Source organism: Arthrobacter wenxiniae, from assembly GCF_013376105.1.
GTDB lineage: Bacteria > Actinomycetota > Actinomycetes > Actinomycetales > Micrococcaceae > Specibacter > Specibacter wenxiniae.
In genome coordinates, this window is record NZ_JAAMFM010000002.1 from 162,815 (window position 1) to 184,583 (window position 21,769).

20 protein-coding genes and 1 riboswitch are annotated in these 21,769 nt (G+C 67.4%); of the genes, 5 read left to right on the forward strand and 15 right to left on the reverse strand.

Going from position 1 to position 21,769, the window contains the following annotated elements; genetic code table 11:
- Positions 1 to 20 precede the first annotated feature (20 nt).
- A complete protein-coding gene (locus G6034_RS02445) occupies positions 21 to 602 on the reverse strand; it encodes a cupin domain-containing protein (RefSeq protein ID WP_176633507.1) in 582 nt (193 codons plus the stop codon).
- Positions 603 to 783: 181 nt separating this feature from the next.
- Here G6034_RS02445 and G6034_RS02450 point away from each other — a divergent pair, with 181 nt between their 5' ends.
- The 3 genes from G6034_RS02450 to G6034_RS02460 all read left to right on the forward strand — a co-directional run bounded on the left by G6034_RS02450 (position 784) and on the right by G6034_RS02460 (position 3,622).
- On the forward strand, positions 784 to 2,310 hold the full coding sequence (locus G6034_RS02450; RefSeq protein ID WP_176633508.1) for a sodium:solute symporter family protein: 1,527 nt from the start codon (positions 784 to 786) through the stop codon (positions 2,308 to 2,310).
- 141 nt (positions 2,311 to 2,451) lie between these two features.
- Positions 2,452 to 2,565: riboswitch (SAM riboswitch) on the forward strand.
- 14 nt (positions 2,566 to 2,579) lie between these two features.
- Positions 2,580 to 2,879 carry a hypothetical protein gene (locus G6034_RS02455; protein ID WP_218063478.1) on the forward strand — a complete coding sequence of 100 codons (300 nt, stop codon included), beginning with the start codon at positions 2,580 to 2,582 and terminating at the stop codon, positions 2,877 to 2,879.
- 134 nt (positions 2,880 to 3,013) lie between these two features.
- On the forward strand, positions 3,014 to 3,622 hold the full coding sequence (locus tag G6034_RS02460; RefSeq protein WP_176633510.1) for an SHOCT domain-containing protein: 609 nt from the start codon (positions 3,014 to 3,016) through the stop codon (positions 3,620 to 3,622).
- Between the two features lie 23 nt (positions 3,623 to 3,645).
- Here the strand turns inward: G6034_RS02460 and G6034_RS02465 are convergent, their stop codons facing one another.
- The 4 genes from G6034_RS02465 to G6034_RS02480 all read right to left on the reverse strand — a co-directional run bounded on the left by G6034_RS02465 (position 3,646) and on the right by G6034_RS02480 (position 6,895).
- Positions 3,646 to 3,876: a biotin/lipoyl-containing protein gene (locus G6034_RS02465; protein WP_176633511.1), complete on the reverse strand. Its 231-nt coding sequence runs from the start codon at positions 3,874 to 3,876 to the stop codon at positions 3,646 to 3,648.
- Positions 3,873 to 4,937, reverse strand: a complete 1,065-nt coding sequence (locus G6034_RS02470; RefSeq protein ID WP_176633512.1) for an alpha-ketoacid dehydrogenase subunit beta — start codon at positions 4,935 to 4,937, stop codon at positions 3,873 to 3,875. Before G6034_RS02470 ends, G6034_RS02465 begins: the two co-directional genes overlap by 4 nt.
- Before the next feature lie 2 nt (positions 4,938 to 4,939).
- Positions 4,940 to 5,950 (reverse strand): thiamine pyrophosphate-dependent dehydrogenase E1 component subunit alpha, encoded by a 1,011-nt coding sequence (locus tag G6034_RS02475; protein WP_176633513.1) that lies wholly within the window; start codon positions 5,948 to 5,950, stop codon positions 4,940 to 4,942.
- Between the two features lie 129 nt (positions 5,951 to 6,079).
- Positions 6,080 to 6,895 (reverse strand): IclR family transcriptional regulator, encoded by an 816-nt coding sequence (locus G6034_RS02480; RefSeq protein WP_176633514.1) that lies wholly within the window; start codon positions 6,893 to 6,895, stop codon positions 6,080 to 6,082.
- 240 nt (positions 6,896 to 7,135) lie between these two features.
- On the opposite strand from G6034_RS02480, the gene G6034_RS02485 reads away from it, so the two are divergent.
- Entirely contained in the window at positions 7,136 to 8,227 is a 1,092-nt protein-coding gene (locus G6034_RS02485) for a VIT1/CCC1 transporter family protein (protein ID WP_176633515.1), read from the forward strand.
- Here G6034_RS02485 and G6034_RS02490 read toward each other — a convergent pair.
- The 9 genes from G6034_RS02490 to glyA all read right to left on the reverse strand — a co-directional run bounded on the left by G6034_RS02490 (position 8,224) and on the right by glyA (position 19,275).
- The gene (locus G6034_RS02490; RefSeq protein ID WP_176633516.1) at positions 8,224 to 8,646 is read right to left on the reverse strand and encodes a universal stress protein; all 423 of its coding nucleotides are present in this window, start codon (positions 8,644 to 8,646) and stop codon (positions 8,224 to 8,226) included. The genes G6034_RS02485 and G6034_RS02490 overlap by 4 nt on opposite strands.
- 107 nt (positions 8,647 to 8,753) lie before the next feature.
- The gene (locus G6034_RS02495; protein ID WP_176633517.1) at positions 8,754 to 10,316 is read right to left on the reverse strand and encodes a purine-cytosine permease family protein; all 1,563 of its coding nucleotides are present in this window, start codon (positions 10,314 to 10,316) and stop codon (positions 8,754 to 8,756) included.
- Between the two features lie 210 nt (positions 10,317 to 10,526).
- The gene (gene purU / locus G6034_RS02500; RefSeq protein ID WP_218063498.1) at positions 10,527 to 11,441 is read right to left on the reverse strand and encodes a formyltetrahydrofolate deformylase; all 915 of its coding nucleotides are present in this window, start codon (positions 11,439 to 11,441) and stop codon (positions 10,527 to 10,529) included.
- A 12-nt stretch (positions 11,442 to 11,453) separates the two neighbouring features.
- Positions 11,454 to 12,827, reverse strand: a complete 1,374-nt coding sequence (locus tag G6034_RS02505; RefSeq protein ID WP_176633519.1) for an L-serine ammonia-lyase — start codon at positions 12,825 to 12,827, stop codon at positions 11,454 to 11,456.
- Positions 12,818 to 13,450: a sarcosine oxidase subunit gamma gene (locus G6034_RS02510; protein ID WP_176633520.1), complete on the reverse strand. Its 633-nt coding sequence runs from the start codon at positions 13,448 to 13,450 to the stop codon at positions 12,818 to 12,820. Before G6034_RS02510 ends, G6034_RS02505 begins: the two co-directional genes overlap by 10 nt.
- Positions 13,443 to 16,391 carry a sarcosine oxidase subunit alpha family protein gene (locus G6034_RS02515; RefSeq protein ID WP_176633521.1) on the reverse strand — a complete coding sequence of 983 codons (2,949 nt, stop codon included), beginning with the start codon at positions 16,389 to 16,391 and terminating at the stop codon, positions 13,443 to 13,445. The genes G6034_RS02510 and G6034_RS02515 overlap by 8 nt, the downstream gene beginning before the upstream one ends.
- Complete coding sequence (locus G6034_RS02520) at positions 16,388 to 16,720, reverse strand: sarcosine oxidase subunit delta (RefSeq protein WP_176633522.1); 333 nt, start codon at positions 16,718 to 16,720, stop codon at positions 16,388 to 16,390. The genes G6034_RS02515 and G6034_RS02520 overlap by 4 nt, the downstream gene beginning before the upstream one ends.
- Before the next feature lie 21 nt (positions 16,721 to 16,741).
- A complete protein-coding gene (locus G6034_RS02525) occupies positions 16,742 to 17,962 on the reverse strand; it encodes a sarcosine oxidase subunit beta family protein (protein WP_176633523.1) in 1,221 nt (406 codons plus the stop codon).
- Positions 17,959 to 19,275 carry a serine hydroxymethyltransferase gene (gene glyA, locus G6034_RS02530; RefSeq protein ID WP_281375371.1) on the reverse strand — a complete coding sequence of 439 codons (1,317 nt, stop codon included), beginning with the start codon at positions 19,273 to 19,275 and terminating at the stop codon, positions 17,959 to 17,961. The genes G6034_RS02525 and glyA overlap by 4 nt, the downstream gene beginning before the upstream one ends.
- A gap of 187 nt (positions 19,276 to 19,462) precedes the next feature.
- On the opposite strand from glyA, the gene G6034_RS02535 reads away from it, so the two are divergent.
- Positions 19,463 to 20,134, forward strand: a complete 672-nt coding sequence (locus G6034_RS02535; protein ID WP_176633524.1) for a GntR family transcriptional regulator — start codon at positions 19,463 to 19,465, stop codon at positions 20,132 to 20,134.
- Here the strand turns inward: G6034_RS02535 and G6034_RS02540 are convergent.
- The gene (locus G6034_RS02540; RefSeq protein WP_176633525.1) at positions 20,131 to 21,639 is read right to left on the reverse strand and encodes a PucR family transcriptional regulator; all 1,509 of its coding nucleotides are present in this window, start codon (positions 21,637 to 21,639) and stop codon (positions 20,131 to 20,133) included. The genes G6034_RS02535 and G6034_RS02540 overlap by 4 nt on opposite strands.
- Between the last annotated feature and the right edge of the window lie 130 nt (positions 21,640 to 21,769).

Below are 21,769 nucleotides of genomic sequence, written 5' to 3' on the forward strand. Positions count from 1 at the left end.
GCCGTGCCGCACAGGGGCTGCTAGCCCGAACCGGATGCGGCCGGCACCAGGATGAACAGCGCCTCCACCGGCTCCGCGGAGCGGTTTTCCCAGGAATGCGGCTCGCGCCCGGGGAAGGAGAGCGTGTCCCCGGCCTTCAGCTCGTAGGATTCCTGGGTCATGATCAAGGTCAATTCGCCGCTGATGATGTGCAGCACGTCCACGTCGCAGTCCACGGCGTACAGCTCCGATTCGCCTCGGCCGTGTGGCGCGATGGTGGCGCCGAGGATTTGCAGGCGCCGCTCCGAGCGGGCGGTGAGCAGCCGCTCCACAATGCCCTCGCCGCCGAGCGAGATCCGCGGGCCCTCGCCGCGCCGGGTGAGGTGCGTCTCCGGGACGGCAAACAGCTCGCCGATGGAGATCGACAACACCTGGCACAGGGTCACCAGGGACGCCACGCTGGGAGAGGTCAGGTCGCGCTCCACCCGGCTGAGGAATCCCTTGGTCAGTCCCGTGGCGTCGGCCACATGCTCAATGGTGAGCCGCTGGGACTGGCGGGCGGCACGGATCCGGGACCCGATGGCGACCGGTGCCAGACTTGGTTCAACGGGCAGTGCCTTCATCTTCACTCCTTGGATGTCCGGGCGGTGCGCCCCCACCGTGACTCTATCCGGGCTGGCCGGTCATTTTCATATTGACTGTTACGTCAATCACAGTTTAGCCTAATGGACAACGAATGTTGCCTGTAAGGCAATTTCTTTATTTTCGCCCGTAAAGCCCCGTCATCGCACACTGGAGCACCACATGAGCTTGAACGTTGCCATAGTCATCATCTACCTGGTGGCCATGCTGGCCTTTGGCTGGTGGGGAAAGTCGCGCACCAAAAACAACAGCGACTACCTCGTGGCCGGCCGCCGCCTGGGCCCCTTCCTCTACACAGGCACCATGGCCGCCGTCGTGCTGGGGGGTGCCTCCACGGTGGGCGGGGTGGGGCTCGGCTACAAGTTCGGGATCTCGGGCATGTGGCTGGTGGTCGCCATCGGCGTGGGCGTGCTGCTGCTGAGCCTGCTCTTCGCCGGCACCATCCAGCGGCTGAAGATCTACACCGTCTCCCAGATGCTCAGCCTGCGCTATGGCCAGGAGACCACCAAGATGTCCGGCATCGTCATGCTCGCCTACACCATCATGATCTCGGCCACCTCCACGGGCGCCTATGCCACCATTTTTGTGGTGCTGTTCGGCTGGGACCGCTGGCTCGCCATTGCCGTGGGCGGCGCCATCGTGCTGGTCTACTCCACGATCGGCGGCATGTGGTCCATCACGCTGGCGGACCAGGTGCAGTTCGTCATCAAGACCGTGGGCGTGTTCCTGCTCATGCTCCCGTTCGCGTGGAACGCCGCCGGCGGCCTGGCCGGCATCCAGTCCAGGGTGGAGACCAGCTTCTTCCAATGGAACGGGATCGGCCTGCAGACCATCATCACCTACTTTGTCATCTACACCCTGGGCCTGCTGATCGGCCAGGACATCTGGCAGCGCGTGTTCACGGCCCGGACGCCCACGGTGGCGCGCTGGGGCGGCGCCACGGCCGGCATCTACTGCATCCTCTACGGCGTGGCCGGCGCGCTGATCGGCCTGGCCGCCCGCGTGGCCCTGCCCTCCATCGACGTCGCAACCCTGGGCAAGGACGTGGTCTACGCGGAGGTCGCCACCCACCTGCTGCCCATCGGCCTGGGCGGGATCGTCATGGCAGCGGCCGTCGCCGCCATGATGTCCACCGCGTCCGGCGCCCTGATCGCCGCCGCCACCGTGGCCCGCAAGGACGTGGTGCCGTTCGTGGCCAGCTGGTTCGGCAAGGACGTGGACGCCTCCGACACCTCCAACCCCGAGCACGACATCAGGGGCAACCGCTGGTATGTCCTGGTGCTGGGCGTGGCCGTGGTGCTGATCTCCATCATCGTCAGCGACGTGGTCTTCGCCCTGACCATCGCCTACGACATTCTGGTGGGCGGGCTGCTCGTGGCCATCATCGGCGGCCTGGCCTGGAAGCGCGGCACCGGCCTGGGCGCCGCGTGGTCCATGTGCGTGGGCTGCGCGCTGACCCTGGTGCTGCTGGTCCTCTACGCCACCGGCGTGATCTCCAGCGCCGACGGCATTTACGCCAACGAACCCATCTACTACGGCCTGGCCGCCTCCCTGGTGGTCTACGTGGCCGTCTCGCTGGCCACCCCGCGGACCCCGGCCCACATCCGCGAGGCCTGGGACCGCCGCCTCGCCGCGGCCGCCACGGACTCCAACGTGGACGACATCGAGGCGGTGACCGCCAACGGGTAGCGGCCCGGATTCAGTGCGTCAGTCGGCACGGGCGCACCGTTGTGCGCACTGAGGTTTTTATCACCGTCCGACGGCGGGTGGTGACGTAATTTATTACGCCACCACCCGCCGTCGGACTTTTTGCCGGTAATCTTGAGCCAGCTTCAAGAGATGCGGCGCCAAGCTCCGACTGGCCGCGCACCAACCCCATGTTCACAGGGTGGTTCGGATGAGGAAGCGGCCCGCGGTGACAGGATCCGCGGGCAAGAGCACTCTCAAAGGCATTCATGATGACTGTTGTCTCCGTCAACCGCATTCCCTCCAACCGCACCGCCACCCGGGCGGCGACGCCGGCGCAGGGCATCCCCGTGCTGCCGGCCGTGGACATCAACTACGGCACCGTCACGTTCTTCACGCCCAGCGGACACCACAGCCATTGGTCCGCTGAGCCGGGCCTGCTGGTGGACGCGCTGGCCCAGGCCGTCCGCTCGCCGCAGTGGATTCCGGAAATCGGCACGCTCGTGATCACCGTGGCAGAGACCGGGGTCAGGTCCGGGCGCAGACTCGGCTTCAAGCTCCAGGCGTTCTGAGCCGGCCGCGCGTCCGCCGTGTCCCGGCATCCATGAATGCAGGCCTTGCCACGCCGGTGCCAGGTACCCATTCACTGGAATCAAAGTCAATTAAATGCCTGTCGGCCGTCTTCGGGCGGACGTACAATGACCCCATGGACAAGTCGACGGGCAGTCAGAAGTTCCATAAAAGTTTCGTGGCTTTCCTCACCACCGCGGTGGTCGCGGGCGTGCTGGTGACGATCTTAACCTCAATCGCCGCGAGCACCTCGGGAGGCGTCAAATCCTTGTGCCAGGTCGTCTCCACCTTGATTTTCCTGTGGGGCCTTTACCGGCTCATTTACCTCTTCACCGTCCGCTGGCTTGTGGACCAGCAAGGCGTGACGATTTCAAGGGGAATCCTCCCGTGGCGACGGTCGTCGTTCTTCGTGCCCTATGACAACATTTTTGAAGCGTTCTCCCAACACGGCTTTTTTGGGTATTTCCTGCAGTACGGCACAGCCACCTTGCGGCGGACGGAGGGCTCGACCACCGCGCTTAGCGACACCCGGATGCACCGCAGCAAGAAATTAACCGGCCTCATCAATGCCGCTGTCCAGCAACTGCACGCACAAGCCAGGGTGCAACCGCAGCCTGCCGTGCCGGTTTCTGGAACGGGAACCAGCGACGTTGAGAAGCTGGGCCAGCTCTCCCTCATGAGGGCCAACGGTGACATCACGGAAGCCGAATACGCCGTGTTGAAGGCCCGCATCATCGGATCCTAGCGGTCCAGCGCTCATTCAATCGCTCATTCAATGACGGCGATCACCGCGCCCTGCGCCACCTCGTCGCCCTCCTGGATCCGCAGCCTGACGGTGCCGGCCACGGGGGCGTAGATTTCGGCGTCGACCTTGTCGATGGCCACCTCGGCGAGCAGGTGCCTTTCGGCCACCGTGTCGCCGTCGGCCACGTACCAGGTGGCGAGCACGCCGGGCTCCGACGCGTCGCCTGTCATCATCGGGAAGAGGATTTCCTTCATGCAGTTACCGCCGTCCGGACCGCGGCCTCAATGCGTGCGGCCGTTGGCAACACAGCATATTCGAGTTCGCGGGCATAGGGAATGGGCACGTCCGGCACGCACACGCGGCTGAAATGCTTCAGCAGGGCGGGGTCATGCTCGGCGATTGTCGCCGCGATTTCCCCGGACAGGCCGAACGACTGGTAGTCCTCATCCACCACGATGACCTTGCCGGTCTTGGTGGCCGTGGCGATGACGGCCTCCCGGTCCAGCGGAACCAGCGAGCGCAGGTCCAGCACTTCCACGCTGATGCCCTCCCCCGCGAGCTGCTCCGCAACGTCCAGGCTGTGGTGCACCGAGAGCGAGAGCGTCACCAGGCTGACGTCGCTGCCCTCGCGGACCACCTTGGCCTTGCCGATCGGCACCACGTAGTCCTGCTCCGGCACGGCGCCGATGGAGCGCCGGTTCTTCGCCATCCATGCCAGCCCCATGACGCCCTTGTGGAACATGTACACCACGGGGTCGTCGGAGCGGATGGCCGCCGTCATGAGCCCCTTGGCGTCGTACGGGTTGGACGGGACCACCACCTTCATCCCCGGCAGGTGCGCGAAGGTGCCCCACAGCGTCTGGGAGTGCTGGGCGCCGTCGGAATAGCCGCCGCCCACGGCCGTCATGAGCACCATGGGGACGCGGACGTTGCCGCCGGACTCGTAATGGATCTTCGCCATGTGGTTGTAGATCTGGTCCATGCACACGCCGAAAAAGTCGACAAACATGAGCTCCACGATGGGCCGCATTCCCTCCACGGCCGCCCCGATGCCGAGCCCGATGAACGCCGACTCGGAAATCGGCGTGTCAATGATGCGCTGCGGGCCGAACTTCTCCAGCAGCCCCGTCGTGGAGGAGAAGATGCCGCCGTACGCCGCCACGTCCTCGCCCATCACGAACACCGAATCGTCCTGCTCCATTTGCGAGCCGATGGCCTCCTGCAGCGCCTTGGCCGTGTTCAGCCGGCGGCTCCCCGCCTCCGGCTCGACCGGCAGGGACTGGCGTGCCCGTGCGGTTCCTGTTGAAATGCTCATGGCTATTCCCCTTCCACGAAAACGTACTTGAGTGCCTCGGCCGGGTTCGGCGCCGGTGCGGCCTTGGCATGTTCGACGGCGTCCTCCACCCGGGTGCGCGCCTCGCCTTCCATCTCAGCCAGGTCCGCCTCGCTGAGCAGGCCGGCGTCGCGCAGTTTTCGCTGGTAAGCCGGGATCGGGTCGCGTCCGGGCACGTCGGCGAGCTCGGGCCGGTAACCCTGGGCGTCGCCCTCAAAGTGGCCCCACAGGCGCAAGGTGTGCACCTCGATCAGGCTCGGTCCGCCGCCTGCCCGGGCACGCGCCACGGCCTCGCCGGCGGCGGCGTGAACGGCCTCGACGTCGTTCCCCTCCACCCGGACGCCCGGCATGCCGTAACCGGCGGCGCGGACGGCATTGGTGGGGACCGAGGTGGATGCGTTGCGGGCCACGGAGATGCCCCAGTCATTGTCCTCAATGACGAAAATGACGGGCAGCTTCCACAGCGCGGCCAGGTTCAGGCTCTCGTGGAACGGGCCGGCATTTGCCGCCCCTTCCCCCGCCACAGCCGCGGCAACATTGCTGGTGCCGGCCCGCTGAAACGCGAACGCCTGCCCCAGCGCGGCCGGGAAGCCCTCGGCCACAATGCCGGAACAGGAAAAATGCGTGGCCGGATCGAAGAGGTGCATGTGGCCGCCGCGGCCGTGTCCCAGCCCCGATTCCCGCCCGAAGATTTCCCCGGCCAGGGAGCGCAGGTCCATGCCCTTGGCGATGGCCAGGTGGTGCGGGCGGTGCGTGGCCGTCAGCGCGTCGCCCGTTTCCAGGTGGGCGCACAGGCCTGCGGCCACGGGTTCCTGCCCGGCGGACAGGTGCATTTCGCCCGGGATCAGGCCCTTGCCAATATCGAATCCAGGGCTCTTGTCCGCATGGTATTCGCGCAGGACGGCCTCCTCAAAGGTCCTGATCAGAATCATCTCCCGCAGCAGCGCCAGCCGCTGTCCGGTGCTCAGATCCGCTGTGACCTCAGTTGTTTCCATGGTCATCATCCCTCCTTGGCTACGGCCACGGCACCTGGGAAACGTGGATGTTGCGTGCACCAGTTTCGCAGCTCCGCCCGGCCTTGTTCCCTGAGCGTAGGCACAATCCGGGGGCGGGGGCACGGTGCGTTATTTCAGCACGTGAAATGGTTGCCCTTGACCGGGCCCGGGGTGGATGCCCAGCACCATCGAAAGCTGCGCGGCCCCGGCCTGGAGCACCTTGGCGTACCCGGCACTGTTTTCGCGGTCACTGTTTTCGCGGGCACGGCCCGACGGGAAGGAAATGGCCAGGGCCCCGAGCCACGACGACGACGCCACCGGCACGGCAAGGCAGGTGAACCCCAGGGCGTACTCCTGGTCATCCACGCTCACGGCGGGCCGGGCCTCGAGCCGGTGCAGGAACTCCCGCGGGGAACTGACGGTGTAGGGCGTGAGCTCATGCAGCGGGTGCCGCGTGATGTAGTCGCGCCGGGCCGCGGGGTCCAGCACCGCCAGGATCTGCTTGCCGAAGGCGGTGGCGTGGGCACCGTCCTGCAACCCCACCCACAGGTCGACCCGGGGCGACAGCGGCCCGTCGACAATGTCCACCATCTCAATCTCGCCATCCACGTAGCGGCTGAGGTAGGCGGCCACCCGGAGTTCGTCGCGGATCCCGTTCAGCACGGCACGGCCCTGGGCCAGGGCGACGGCGCCGCCGTCCGCGGCCAACGCCGGATGGGCCGGGCCGAGGACAAACCCGTCGGCGTCCTGGACCACGTAGTTGGAGTGCGCCAGGGTGCGCAAAACGTTGTAGGTGGTGCCCAGGCTCAGCGCCGTGGCCCGCGCAATGACCTTGGCCGACAGGGGCCGGGAGGCGGAGCCTATGCAGTCCAGCACGGCCAGGGCGCGGCCGACCGAGGCAATCAACGTGGGCGTTCGTTCAGCACGGGCGAATGTGGGCTCCATCACCGCTCCTCCACTGCCAGATTACCGCAGTTGCTCCGCACCCGCCGAGGTAGCGGGTCGGCGCCGGGAGCCGGGGAGGTTCCGGCAGGTTTCGACGCCTTCCGGCGGCTTCGGCGCCGGACGTGCACGGCCCGCCGGCGGCGCGGTTGCGGTTCCCCGAAACTTTTTTTCGAGGACTACCGGCGAGTAATTCGCAGTGGAAAGGGCTACAGTGATGGCTGAATTGAGGAGTTGTCCACCATGCCTGAGCGCATTCCCACCCCCGCGGAAATCAAGCGGTGGCGGCAGTATCTGGCCGATGAGCGCGCCGAGGCCGCCGTCTACCGCGATCTCGCAAAGCGCCGCGACGGCGAGGAGCGGGCCATCCTGCTCTCCCTGGCCGAGGCCGAGGGCCGGCACGAGCAGCACTGGCTGGGGCTGCTGGGCGGGCACGCGGGACCGCCCAGGCGAGCCTCCGTCCGCAACCGGCTGCTGGGGCTGCTGGCCCGCCGCTTCGGCTCGGTCTTTGTGCTGGCCCTGGCGCAGCGTTCCGAGTCGCGCTCCCCCTACGCCACCGACGCCGACGCGACCAAGGCGATGGCCGCCGACGAATCCATCCACGAGGAGGTGGTCAGGGGGCTGGCCACCCGCGGCCGCAACCGGCTGGCCGGCTCCTTCCGGGCCGCCGTGTTTGGCGCCAACGACGGGCTGGTGTCCAACCTGTCGCTGGTCATGGGCATGGCCGCCACAGGGGTGGGCAGCAAGGTGGTGCTGTTCAGCGGCATCGCCGGCCTGCTCGCCGGGGCGCTGTCCATGGGTGCCGGCGAATTTGTCTCGGTCCGGTCCCAGCGCGAGCTTCTGGACGCGTCCACGCCCACCCAGGTGACGCTGACCGCGGCGCCGTCCCTGGATCTGAAAGACAACGAGCTGGTGCTGGTCTACCTGGCGCGCGGCATGTCCCGTGACGCGGCCGAACACCGCGCGGCCGAACGGCTGGGCCAGTTCAACTGCGACTGCGACCCCAGCCTGTCGCTGCGCCCCGACATCTTCGAGAAGGCCGACGAGCACGAGACGCTGGGCACCGCGTGGGGCGCGGCTTCCTCGAGCTTCTGCTTTTTTGCCTCCGGCGCCATCGTGCCGATCATCCCGTTCCTGTTCGGGATGACCGGCATCGGTGCGCTGGTGCCCGCCTGCGCCCTGGTGGGCCTGGTGCTGCTGGGGACGGGCGGCGTCGTCGGGCTGCTTTCCGGGGCGTCGCCGCTGTGGCGCGGCCTGCGCCAGCTGGCCATCGGCATGGGGGCGGCAGCGGTCACTTATCTGCTCGGACTGGCCTTCGGCTCCGTGGTGGGCTAGCCAGGGCTGCGCCGGGATTGGCGGCGGTCCGGCTTGACCGCGACCACCGGGCAGTCAGCATTAAGCAGCACTTCCTGCGCGGTGCTTCCGAAGAGGATCTTGCCCACCGGCGAGCGGCGCCGCAATCCGATGACGATGAGCGACGCCGCGTCCGCCGCCGCTATGCTGAGCAGCTCGTCCGCGGGTGAACGGCTTCGCTGGGGTTGGCGGATCTCGTGCTCGATTCCCGCATTTTCCAGCTGGCCCGCCACCCGGGACACGGCCGCGGCGGCGGCGAGCGCCGAGTCCCCTTCGACGGCGTCGCCGGCGGAGGCGTTGACTATGATCAGCCGCTCCCCCCGCAGGCTCGCCTCGTGGATGCCCCGCTCGAGGGCCGCCTCGCCGACGGCGGTCGGCACGTACCCGACGATGACCGGCATCACGGCCTCCCGCGGTATCGGGTCATGGTGTTGCTCCTTGTCCGTGGTCCGTCATCGCGGCGGTGCCCTGTGCCCAGTTGTTGGCCCGGCTCAGTTGTTGGCCCGGCTCAGTTGTTGACCAGGTCCGCGGGGACTGCCGGCTCCGGGGTGGACCCCGGCGCGGCCGTCCCTGACGGTGCGTCCTGGATCGTGCCGGCGCCCTGGACCTTGTCGCTGGCGTACCGTGCGTGGACCCGCGGACCCAGGATGGCGTACACCCCCGCGGCAACCAGGCCGCCGGCCAGCCAGGACAGGTCCACCCCACCCATGGCGGTGGCGATGGGTCCCTGCATGATGGGAAGCACGCCGTACATGAACAGCCAGGTGGCGAAGATGCCGACCACCAGGGCGGTCAGGCCGGCCCAGTTGAAGGCCGGAAGGCGGCGGGTGCCGACGGGGTCGAACAGTCGCTCAACGGCGACGGGCTGGCGCTTGTCCACCCAGAAGTAGTGCACCAGCATGATTCCGCCCCAGGCGGCAACCCAGGCCACGAGGCCGCCGAGCCAGGTGCCCAGCGCGGAGGCAAAGTCTGCCTGGAGGATGAAGAAGACCACCCCGGCGAGCGCCAGGATGCCCACAAAGAGGTTCAGGCTGCGGCGCTTGGCCTTGATGTCCAGGGCCTGGGCGGCCACGGAGAAAGTGTAGATGTTCAAGATGTTGGTCGCGATGGGGCCGTGGAGCACCAGGAACAGCACGGGGATGGCGAGGACGCCGAAGTTGTCAACGATCAGGTGGCCCGGATCGGCCGTGCCACTCCTGGTGGCCAGGCTGGCGCCCAGGATGCCCAGCCAGACGACCGGGAGGAACTGTCCGAACACCGAGGCAAGGTAGACCTTGCGGCGCGGCACGGAACGGCTGACGAAGCGGGAGTAGTCCGCGGCGTAGGTGAACCAGGTGATGCCCCAGCCGATCCCGATGACCGTCATGACGGTGGTCATCGCCGCGATGCGGGCCCCGCCTTCAAGGACGGCCCCGGGAGGGCCGGCGTAGCTCCAGTCGATGTTCATGCCGAACCATGCCACGGCGGACATGGCCACCAGGACGACGATGGTGGGCGGCACTGTCCACTTTTCAAAGGCCGCAATGGCCTTGTAGCCGAACCAGGCAATGGTCACCTGGGCGGCCATGATGAGCCCGGCCACCAGCACCTTGGGACCGATGTTTGCCGCGTCGGGGTTCACCAGGCCCAGCTTGCCGAGCAGGGCCATCACCAGGTCCAGGATGATCCAGGTGTTCACGGCGCACCAGCCGATGCCCAGCGTGGCCTGGATGGCGCTGGGCAGGTAGTTGCCGCGACGGCCAAACACCGCACGGGCCAGGACCATGCCCGTGGCGCCCGTGCGTTGTCCGAGCAGGACAAAGAGCCCGAACAACGCCATGCCGATCAGGTTTCCGGCAACCAGCACGGTGACCGTGTCTGCGAAGCTGAGTCCCAATTGAATGCCCAGGGCCCCCAGAACCCAGTTGATGGGGGCGAGGTTCGCCCCGGCCCAGATCCAAAACTGTCCGGAAACGCTTCGGGTGCGTGACGATTCAGGGATCGCCTGCAGGTTTTGTTCAACGTCGCCATCGGGCGACGGGTGCTTGCCTTGGGCGACGCTGCCCGGCAAGGAAGTGTTGGTGTCTCGCATGGAAAACCTCCAGTGTTGAGGGGACTTTCCAAGCCTATGTGTCATGGATCACAGCCAACAAGATACATTGTGTACCCGGAATTGCCAAGAAAATTCACTTTTAGTCATGGCCTTGAGGGTGGGTGCCGTACCCACCGTGAAACGATCCATGGCCCGCAAGCCGGGGGGCTTGCGGGCCATGCGGGTCATGCGGGCCATGCGGGCCGTGCGTCAGCGGAGGACTACGGTCCGGTTGCCCTGGACGATCACTCGCCCTTCGCAGTGCCAGCGGACGGCGTTGCTCAGCGCCTTGCACTCCGTGTCCCGGCCGGCCGCGACCAGGTCTTCGGGTCCGTAGGCGTGGTCCACCTCGATCACCTGCTGGGAGATGATCGGTCCCTCATCCAGTTCGCTGTTCACATAGTGTGCCGTGGCGCCCACTGTCTTCACCCCGCGGGCATAGGCCTGGTGGTACGGCTTGGCCCCCTTGAAGCTGGGCAGGAAGGAGTGGTGGATGTTGATGGCGCGCCCGTCCAGCCGTCGCGTGAGCTCATCGCTGAGCACCTGCATGTAGCGGGCCAGCACCACCAGTTCAACGTCGTGGGCGTCGACGAGCTCGAGGAGCCTGGCCTCCGCCGCCGGTTTCGTCTCCGCCGTGACGGGCACATGGTGGAACGGGATGCCGTGCCATTCCGCCAGCCGCTGGTGGTCCGTGTGGTTGGAGACCACCGCCACCACCTCCACCGGCAGTTCCCCGGTCCGGGTGCGGAACAGCAGGTCGTTAAGGCAGTGCTCAAACTTCGAGACCATGATCAGCACCCGCCGCCTGGCCCCGTGCTCGCGCAGCGCCCAGCGCATCCCGAATTCCGCCGCCAGCTCCTCCATCCGGCCGTTCAGCGCCTTGAACGTCTCCTCCCCCGGCGGCGCGGCGAAGTGCAGGCGCATGAAGAAGTGGCCGTCCGGCTCAAGGTGGTTGTGTCCGGGGCCGTGGCGCAGGTGCAGGCGGTCGCTGAACTGCCGGTTGTCGATGATGTCGCAACCGTGTTCAAGCAGGACGCCGGAGATCCGGTGGACCAGCCCCGGGGTGTCCGGGCAGTCCAGGGTCAGGACGTACTGGGCGCATTCAGGCGGCAGGGCCGCGGGCAAGGTGTCCACGGCTCAGCACTCAATCACATTCACGGCCAGGCCGCCGCGGGAGGTTTCCTTGTACTTGCTCATCATGTCGGCACCTGTCTCTCGCATGGTCTTGATGGCCTTGTCCAGTGACACCTTTTGGCTGCCGTCCCCGTGCAGGGCCAGCCGCGCGGCGTTGATCGCCTTGACACTGGCAATCGCGTTGCGTTCGATGCATGGAATCTGCACCAGGCCGCCCACCGGGTCGCACGTCAGGCCCAGGTTGTGTTCGATGCCAATTTCGGCGGCGTTCTCGGCCTGGACCGGCGTGCCGCCCAGCACCTCGCACAGGGCCCCGGCAGCCATGGAGCACGCTGAGCCCACCTCCCCCTGGCAGCCCACTTCGGCACCGGAGATGGAGGCGTTGAGCTTGAACAGGATGCCGATGGCGGCGGCCGTGAGCAGGAAGCGCACCACCCCGTCCTCATTGGCGCCCGGCACAAACTTCATGTAGTAGTGCAGCACTGCCGGGACGATGCCGGCGGCCCCGTTGGTGGGCGCGGTGACAATCCGCCCGCCCGCCGCGTTTTCCTCGTTGACGGCCAGGGCGAACAGGTTCACCCACTCCATGGCCCGCAGCGGGTCGTCCCCGTTGTCGGGCTTTTCAAGGGTGCGCAGCAGCCCCGGCGCCCGCCGGGTGACCTTCAGCCCGCCGGGCAGGATCCCCTCGGCCGCGCAGCCGTTGCTGACGCAGTCCTGCATGACCGCCCAAATGTGCAGCAGCTTCCCCCGCAGTTCCTCCTCGGTGTTCCAGACCATCTCGTTGGCCAGCATGACCTCCGAGATGTCCATGCCCTCCCGGGCACAGATGGCCAGCAGCTCGTCCGCGGTGCTGAACGGGAACGGCAGGACCGTCTCGTCCATGACCACGCGGTCGGCACCCACGGCGTCGTCGTCCACGACGAAGCCGCCCCCCACGGAATAGTAGGTGCGTTCGCGGACCACGGCACCGCCGTGGTCCAGCGCGCGGAAGGTCATGCCGTTGGGGTGGGCCGGCAGGGACTTGCGCCGGTGCAGCACCACGTCCTCACCGTAGTTGAAGTCGACGCGGTGCGTGCCGTCCAGCATCAGTTGCGCATCCAGGGCCGCCGCGGCGACCTGGTCGTCCGCGGTGGCCGTGTCCACGGTTTCCGGGTCCAGCCCCTGGAGCCCGAGCACCACGGCCTTGTCTGAACCGTGGCCGCGGCCCGTGGCGCCCAGGGAGCCGAACAGCTCGGCCTGGACGCGGACCACCCCGGCCAGCTGGCCGTCGGCCTTGAGCCCCCCGGCGAAACGCTTGGCCGCCCGCATCGGGCCCACCGTATGGGAGGAGGAGGGCCCGATGCCGACAGTGAACAGGTCAAGGACACTCAGAGCCATGATGGGTTCCGGTCCGAGGCGAACTCCTTCAGGCCGTCCAGGAGCCACCGGCCCAGATGATCGGCAAGGGATGCCCGCGGGAAGAGCATGAACGTCTCCTCCCCCGTCTTCCACAGCGGGGTGGGCACTTTCCCGACCTCGGTGGTGATGGCGGTGCCGACGGCGAAGGAGCGGGGGTGCAGGTCCGCCGCGCAGCTCTTCTCGAGCACCGCCCGGGCGCTGGGCCCGGACAGCTCAAAGGTGGTGCGGTTGCTGGAAAGGTCCACAACCTGCCCGGCCCCGTCGCCGAGTGCGGCCACCAGGAGTCCCGGCAGGCGGTCCTGGGCGTCCCCGGGGGCAATCGCCAGGAAATCGTCCGGGCCCAGCCAGAGCACGGACACCCCGGCGGGGCCGGTCGTGACCTCCCCACAGCGCACGGGCAGTCCACCCGTGACGTCCGCCAGGCGCACGCCCGCCTCGGAGACCGGGTCGACGCGGATGCCCACCATGGTCTGGAACGGCACCTCACGCAGCGTCACGCCACGTTCCCCGGCCACCGAGCCGACAGTGAAGTCGGTCCAGAGGTGTTCGGCGGGGCTGCGGCGCAAGGCCGCGACCCCCGTGTTGTTTACTGAATTAGCCATCTCGGCGCTTCCCTTCGGCATCAAAAAGTACGGTTTCTCCAACAGTGACATCCACCAGCTGCGATCCGACGGCAGCCACAAGGCGCTCGCCGATCCGGTTGCGGCCGTTCTTGATCAGGGCCAGCCCGAAGGACCGCCCCAGTGCTGCGCTGTGGTAGCTCGAGGTCACGAAGCCCTGCATGGGCACCGGGCCGTAGGCCGGGTTGATGGCCACCCCGGCCTCCACCAGCTGGGTGCCTTCAGGCAACCTGATGGAGCCGTCCACCGGCAGCACGCTGACCAGGTGCTTGCGGCCCTCGCGGGTCGCATCGGCCCGCTGGTAGGAGCGCTTGCCGATGAAGTCCTTGGCCTTGGAGACCACCCAGTCCATGCCTGCATCCTGGGGGGTGACGGTGCCGTCGGTGTCCTGGCCGACGATCGGGTAGCCCTTTTCGGCGCGCAGCACGTGCATGGTTTCGGTGCCGTAGGGGGTGATGTTGAAATCCTCCCCGGCCGCGGTCACGTCCTTCCACGTGGCCAGCCCGTACCAGGCCGCGACGTTGATCTCGTAGGCGAGTTCGCCGGAGAAGGAGATGCGGCAGACCCGGGCGGGAACGCCGGAAGCCAGCACGGTTTCCTGGAACGTCATGAACTTGAAGGATTCGTTCGAAAGATCCAGCTCCGGGGCCACCTTGGCCAGCACGGCCCGGGACTTGGGCCCGACGACGGCGATGGTGGTCCACTGCTCCGTCACCGAGGTGAACGTGGCATCCAGTTCGGGCCATTCGGTCTGCCGCCATTCCTCCAGCCAGTCCAGCACCTTGGCGGCGCCGCCGGTGGTGGTGGTCATGAAGTAGCGGTCCTCGTCCAGGCGCAGCGTCACGCCGTCGTCGAAGATCATGCCGTCCGGGGTGCACATGACGCCGTAGCGCGCGGAGCCGGGGGCCAGCTTCTTGAACGCGTTGGTGTAGATCCGGTTGAGGAATTCACCGGCGTCCTTGCCGCGGATTTCAATCTTGCCCAGCGTGGTGGCGTCCATGTAGCCCACGGAATCGCGCACGGCCGCGCATTCGCGCAACACCGCCGCGTCCATGTCTTCCCCGTCCTGCGGGTAGTACCAGGGCCGCTTCCACTGCCCGACGTCCTCAAACAACGCCCCCCGCTCCACATGCCACGGGTGGATCGAGGTCAGGCGGGCGGCGTCAAAGAGCTCGCCGCGCTCGCGCCCGGCCAGGGCCGCGAAGGCCACCGGCGTGAACGGGGCGCGGTAGGTGGTGGTGCCGATCTGGCCGATGTCCGGGTCCACGACGCTGCCCTGCTGGCGGAACGCGGCGGCGATGACGCCGATCGCGTTCACGCCGGAGGTCTTGCCCTGGTCGTTGGCCGTGCTGATGGATGTATAGCGCTTGACATGCTCCACGCTGCGCATGCCGGCACCGGTGGAACGCCAGACGTCGGCCACGGTCTGGTCGCGCTGGAAGTCCACGAAGTGGTGGTGCCAGTCCGACGCCGTGCCTTCGGTTCCGCCGACGAGCCACAGGGCGCGGGTCGGTGCCGTGGGCCGGGCCGGGCTGGCCGGACGGGCCGCGGCGGCCGTGGCGGCAGCGACGGCGCCGGCCGTGGCGAAGCCGGCGTTGATGGCGGCCGTGGAACCGGCTGCCGCCCCTTCGGCGACACAGTCCGCCAGGGCATAGCTGCCGCGGCAGGCGCCCACGTTCTGCTGGTTGCGCACCGTGGAGGAGGGCACAAAGCCCGCCAGCGCCTCGTCCCAGCGGACCTTGCCCTGCGCCTGGCTGTGCAGGTGCACCACGGGGCTCCACCCGCCGGAGACGGCGAGCAGGTCTGCCTCGATTTCCTCGACCTGCCCCACGGGCGAGCCGTCGGCGTCGATGGCCGAGACAACGACCTGGGCCAGGCGGGTGTCGCCGGCGGTGTTGACCACGGCGCTGCCGCTGATGACGCGGAGGTCTTCGCTATGTGCGGCGTCCTCGGCCAGCGGGGAGAGCTGGGTCCGGGCGTCGACAACGGCGGCCACCTCGACGCCGGCGGCGAGCAGGTCGGCTGCGAGCTGGTAGGCGCTGTCGTTGGTGGTGCCGATGACCACGCGGTTCCCGGGGGCGACGCCGTACCTGTTCAGGTAGCTGCGTGCCGCCGAGGCGAGCATGATGCCGGGGCGGTCATTGTTTTCAAAGACGATCGGACGCTCGTGGGCGCCGGTGGCCAGCACCACCTGCTTGGCACGGATGTGCCAGATGCGCTGGCGGGACACGCCCTCGGCGGGCGCGGCGTCCAGGTGGTCCGTGCGGTTTTGCACGGCCAGCACGAAGTTGCTGTCATAGGAGCCGAAGGCGGAGGTGCGGGTCAGCACCGTGCATTCGGCCGCGGCCTCAAGTTCTTCCCGGATGCCGGCCACCCAGTCAAGGGCGGGAGTGCCGGACACCTGCTCGCCGCGTCCGGAAAGCAGGGACCCGCCGAGTTCCGGCTGGTCGTCCATGAGGATGACCCGGGCCCCGGTGCGTGCGGCGTCCCTGGCCGCTGCCAGGCCTGCCGGTCCCGCACCCACGACCAGTACGTCCGTGTGGACGTACTTCTTGTCGTAGACGGCTTTGTCATCCTTGGGGTCAAGCTTGCCCAGACCGGAAAGGAATTCGACGTCGAGCCCGTCCACCAGGGGCACGATCGTGGCCGGCAGCATTGATTCGGCGACGTCCCCCGGGAAGCGGGCGGCGACCTTCACCAAGGCGTTGGATTCCTCCACGCCGGCGGACATGATGCCGCGGGGGCGCGCCTCGTACAGCGAGTCCCCGGCGGCGATCCGTCCGTTGGCGAGCAGTGCCGAGGCGACGGTGTCGCCCGGGTGTCCGGTAAAGGCGGTGCCGTCCACCGTGAAGTTCAAGGTGGTGCTGCGGTCGATCCGTCCGCCGTCGGCAAGCCTGTTGGGCTGGCTGGTCTCGGTGGTCATGACTTTGCTCCTTCCGGTGCGCTGATGGAGGTGGGCTGGTTGGACACTGGCTCCGCCAGCGCGGGGGGCTGCTCACCCATCCGGTAAACGGCCTTGACGTCGTAGCTCACGGTGTCCCGGAGCATGTTGAACCACTGGCGGCAGCCGGTGGAGTGGACCCACCGTTCAGCGAAGATGCCCTTGGTGTTCTCCCGGTAAAAAAGGTACTCGGCCCATTCCCTGTCGGTGAGCTGGTCGGGGTGTTCGGGGTAGGGCACATGGGCCTGTCCCCCGTAGTGGAATTCGGTTTCGTTCCGCGGCCCGCAGTTGGGGCATGTAAACAGCAACATGGCAAAGGGCTCCTTGCTTGGCTAGTGGGCCACGGCTGCGGCGCCGTGTTCGTCGATGAGTGCGCCGGTTTCAAAGCGCTCCATGGAAAAGGGCTTGTTCAGCTCGTGGGGTGCGCCCGTGGCAATGGTGTGGGCGAAGGTCAGCCCGGCTGCGGGGGTCCCCTTGAACCCGCCGGTCCCCCAACCGCAGTTCACATACATGTTCTCCACCGGGGTCAGGCCCACGATCGGGGAGGCGTCCATGGTGGTGTCCACGATCCCGCCCCAGGTGCGCAGCACGTGGGCCCGGGCGAAGATGGGGAACAGTTCCACGGCGGCCGCCATCTGTTCCTCGATGACGTGGAAGGATCCGCGCTGGCCGTACCCGTTGTAGGAGTCGACGCCGGCGCCCATGACCAGCTCGCCCTTGTGGGCCTGGGAGACGTAGACGTGCACGTGGTTGGACATGACCACCGTGGGGTGCACCGGCTCGTGCAGTTCCGAGACCAGGGCCTGGAGCGGGTGGGACTGGATCGGCAGGCGGAACCCTGCCATCTCGGCCAGCACCGAACTGTGGCCGGCGGCGCACAGGCCCACCTTTTCGGTGTTGATGGTGCCGCGGGTGGTCTGCACGCCCGTGACCTTGTTGCCGTCCTTGAGGAATCCGGTGACTTCACAGTTTTGGATGATGTCCACACCGAGCTCGTCACACTTGCGGGCGAACGCCCACGCCACGTGGTCGTGCTTGGCGATGCCGGCCCGGGGCTGGTACGTGGCGCCCATGACGGGGTAGCGGATGTTGTCGCTGATGTTCAGGATCGGGCACAGTTCCTTGACCTGCTTGGGGTCCAGCCATTCGGCGTCCACCCCGTTGAGCTGGTTGGCGCCAACCCGGCGGACGCTTTCGCGCACGTCGCCGAGGGTGTGGGCCAGGTTCATGACGCCGCGCTGGCTGAACAGGAAGTCGTAGTCGAGTTCCTCAGGCAGGATCTCCCAGAGCTTGAGCGCGTGCTCGTAGATGGCCGCGCTTTCATCCCACAGGTAGTTGGAGCGGATGATGGTGGTGTTGCGGGCCATGTTGCCGCCGGCCAGCCAGCCCTTTTCCAGAATGGCGATGTTCGTCATGCCGTGGTTCTTGGCCAGGAAGTAGGCCGTGGCCAGGCCGTGCCCGCCGCCGCCGACGATCACGGCGTCGTAGGATTTCTTGGGGTCCGGATTGCGCCAGAGGAATTCCGGGTGCTCGGGCAGGTGTTCTGTGGTCACTTTGCCTCTCCGTTCGTGAGGTTGTCCGCTGCGGCGTTGCCGGAGAGGTTGGGGTACAGGGGGAATTTGTCGGCCAGGACCCGCACGCGGTCCCGCAGGAGGGTTGCGGACTCCTCGCTGAGCTCGCCCTTGAGGGCCTCGGCAATGATGTCGGCAACCTCGGTGAACTCGGCCTTGCCGAATCCGCGGGTGGCCAGGGCCGGGGTGCCGATCCGCAGGCCGGAGGAGATCATCGGGGGGCGCGGGTCGAAGGGGACTGCGTTGCGGTTCACGGTGATGCCGATCCGGTGCAGCCTGTCTTCGCCCTGCTGGCCGTCCAGCTCGGAGTTGCGCAGGTCCACCAGGACCAGGTGCACGTCGGTGCCGCCGCCCACCACGGAGATACCGTATTCGCCAACATCGGCCGCGAGCAGCCGGTCGGCAAGAATCCTGGCGCCGTCAAGGGTGCGCTGCTGGCGGTCCTTGAACGTCTCGCTGGCAGCGATCTTGAAGGAGACGGCCTTGGCCGCGATCACATGCTCCAGCGGCCCGCCCTGCTGGCCGGGGAAAACGGCTGAGTTGATCTTGCGGGCCAGCGATTCGCGGCTGAGGATGACGCCGCCGCGCGGGCCGCCCAGGGTCTTGTGCGTGGTTGTGGTGACGACGTCGGCGTACGGCACCGGGTTCGGGTGCAGCCCCGCCGCCACCAGCCCGGCAAAGTGGGCCATGTCCACCATCAGGTAGGCCCCGACCAGGTCGGCGATGCGGCGGAACTCGGCAAAGTCGAGCTGGCGGGTGTAGGCGGACCAGCCGGCCACAATCAGCTTCGGCTTGTGTTCAAGTGCCAGGGCCTCCACCTCGGCCATGTCAACGACCATGTCCGATTCGCGGACGTGGTAGGGCACCACGTTGTACAGCTTGCCGGAGAAGTTGATCCGCATCCCGTGGGTGAGGTGGCCGCCGTGGGCCAGGTCCAGGCCCATGATGGTGTCGCCCGGATCCAGGAGCGCAAACATCGCCGCGGCGTTTGCCTGGGCGCCGGAGTGCGGCTGGACATTGGCCGCCTCGGCGCCGAACAGGGCCTTGATCCTGTCGATGGCCAGCTGTTCGATCACGTCGACGTGCTCGCAGCCGCCGTAGTAGCGCTTGCCGGGGTAGCCTTCCGCGTACTTGTTCGTCAGCACCGACCCCTGGGCCGTCATGACGGCTGTGGGTGCGAAGTTCTCTGACGCAATCATCTCCAACGTTGACTGCTGGCGGAGCAATTCCGCCGTGATGGCCTCGTCAACTTCATTGTCAACGTCGGCCAATGCGGCCGTCATCACATCTACCATCAAGTTCTCCTCTGCTCGGCAGTCCTGGCGGGCTGCTGTCCAACTGGTGTCTAACTGGTGTCTAACTGATATATTAGATTGAGTGCAACAATATGGTGCAGATCACTAGGAGTCAAGACGGCCGGACAAAAGTCTTGAACCAACAATGGAAACAGGACCGCGCACGACTACAGGAAAGGGGTGCAGGATGAGCCTTTCGCTCGAGGACCTCCGAACGGGCCCGACCGACGTTTCAATGGCCGAGCAGGCCTACCGGCAGCTGCGCGACCGGCTGATCATGCTGGAAATCCGGCCCGGGGAAGCAATCAACGACGGCGCGCTCGCCACGGAATTTGGCATCGGGCGCACGCCCGTGCGCGAAGCGCTCAAGCGGCTCGAGGGCGACCGGCTGGTGGTTTCCTACGCCCGCCGCGGGACGTTCGCCACCAATGTGGACATCACCGAGCTGGCCGACGTTTCCGACATCCGGGAACGCCTGGAACCGCTGGCGGCCGAACGCGCCGCCAAGTTGGCCACCCCCGCCATGCGGGCCGAACTCCTGGGCGTCGCGGCCGCCATCGCGGACATGGACACCGCCGTGTCGAACCAGCGCGAGCTGATGCGCTACGACATCCGGGTCCACCGGCTGATCTACGCCGCGGCAGCCAATCCCCATCTGGAGGACGTGCTCATCCGATACGACAACCTGGCCACGCGCATCTGGTGCCTGGTCCTGGACAAGATCCCCTCCGTGGCCGGGCACATCGCCGAGCACATCGAGCTGCTCGAGGCCATAGCCGGCGGCGACGACCAGCTGGCCGGCAGCCTGGCCCTGGAACACGTGACCAGCTTCGAGAAGTCGGTCCGCAGCGTGCTCTAGGCCCTGCGCGCAGCTGTGCGCGGGCCGGCCGCCGCGGTTGCGGCAGCCGCCTTGGCGGCGAGGTGGAGGTCCAGCAGTCCGCCGGAGTCGCGCGGATCCCCGCCCAGCAGGTCAGCGATCTTGTTCAGCCGCTTGTGCATGGTCTGCCGTTCCACGTTCAAGGCGAGCGCCGACGCCGTCGTGTTGCACCCCGAGTCCAGCCAGCACAGCAGGCTTGCCGTCAGGGCCGTGCCGTGCTTTTGGTCCCAGTCCAGCACCTCACCGACACTCGAGCGAACATACAGTTCCAAAAGTTCCGGCTCGGGGACCACCGCGAGGATCCGCAGGGCCAGGAACTCCATGGCGTCCAAGACCTTGCCCGCCGCAGGCAGCCCCAGTCCCAGCGTTGCCTGCGCCTCCACGTAGGACTGGTTCGCGCGGAGGCCGTCGTCCACGTGGGGACCGAACGCCGCGCAGGCGTCCGTCCCCCGCACGGCGTCCCGCGCCGCACGGAGCAGGGCCTCGCGCGCCTTCCGCGCGTTGCCGCGGGGCAGGATGAACAGCATGGCCAGCTCGCCGTCCCACAGGTGGGAACGGGCATTCGCACCGCTCGCACGCAGGGCACGTTCGACGGCGGAGAAGCTGACCTCCCTGCCCAGGCTGCGAAAGACGGCCATGACCGCGCCCTGGCCCGGCCGCAGTCCGGCCTGCACCCACAGCCGCTCGAGCGTTCCGGCGCCGCTGCCCTCGATCACGGATTCCATCAGGCGCGCATTGGCGACCTGGGCCGGCGTCGGGCGAAAAGCCTGTGCCAGGGCCAAGGCCAATATGCCCGAGAGCCGTTCGGCAGCCAGATTCAGCAGGAACGGGTCCGGCGACGCCGAGCGAAGGGTCAGCTGGGCCGCGAGCTGGCCGCCAACCACAATGCCGGCCACCGCCGTCGTCCCTTCCCCCTCGACGGCGCTGCCTGCATGGCCCAGGGAGGCGCCGTCGGCAGCCGCCAGGGACACCTCTGCCGCCAATGAGGTGGCGACCACGTCAAGAATGGTCGGCAGGTGGGGGCCCCTGTCGGTGATCTGGCGGGCAATGCGCCGGGAGACGTCGTCGACCACCAGGTGGGCGTCCGCCTGTTCATTGACCACCAGGCGGTTTACCGCCTCGGCGATGTCGACGAAGGGCGCCACCGCGCGAAGGTCGATCAGCGGCAGCCCCTGCTCATTGGCCACGGCAATGAGCCGTTCCGGCAGGGGGGAGGCGTGGCCCGCCGTCTGCAGGGCCAGGGCGGCGATGTTCCGTCCTGCCAGGCTGCGGACATACTCTTCCTGTTCCTGCGGCGGAAGGGCCAGCAAGGCCGCACCGCCGGAGAGCAGCAGCTCCCCTCCGCGCAGGAGCGGGGCAATCTCGAGGACCTCGCTGGAATGCACCCACCGGACCACGCGGTCCAGGGTGCCCGGCACGTTGCCGCACAGCTTCGGGTCAGCAGCGGACATGGACGCGGACGCAAGGACGTCTGCGAGTGTAATCATGGAGGTCCCCCCGTCAAAGGGCGACATTTTGTCACCGTATGTTGAATTAGTATACCCACAATGTCTCTATCTTGTGTCCCAGATCACCCATAAGCTGGTGCAACCTTCCACTCCCATCACGACGCAGTGA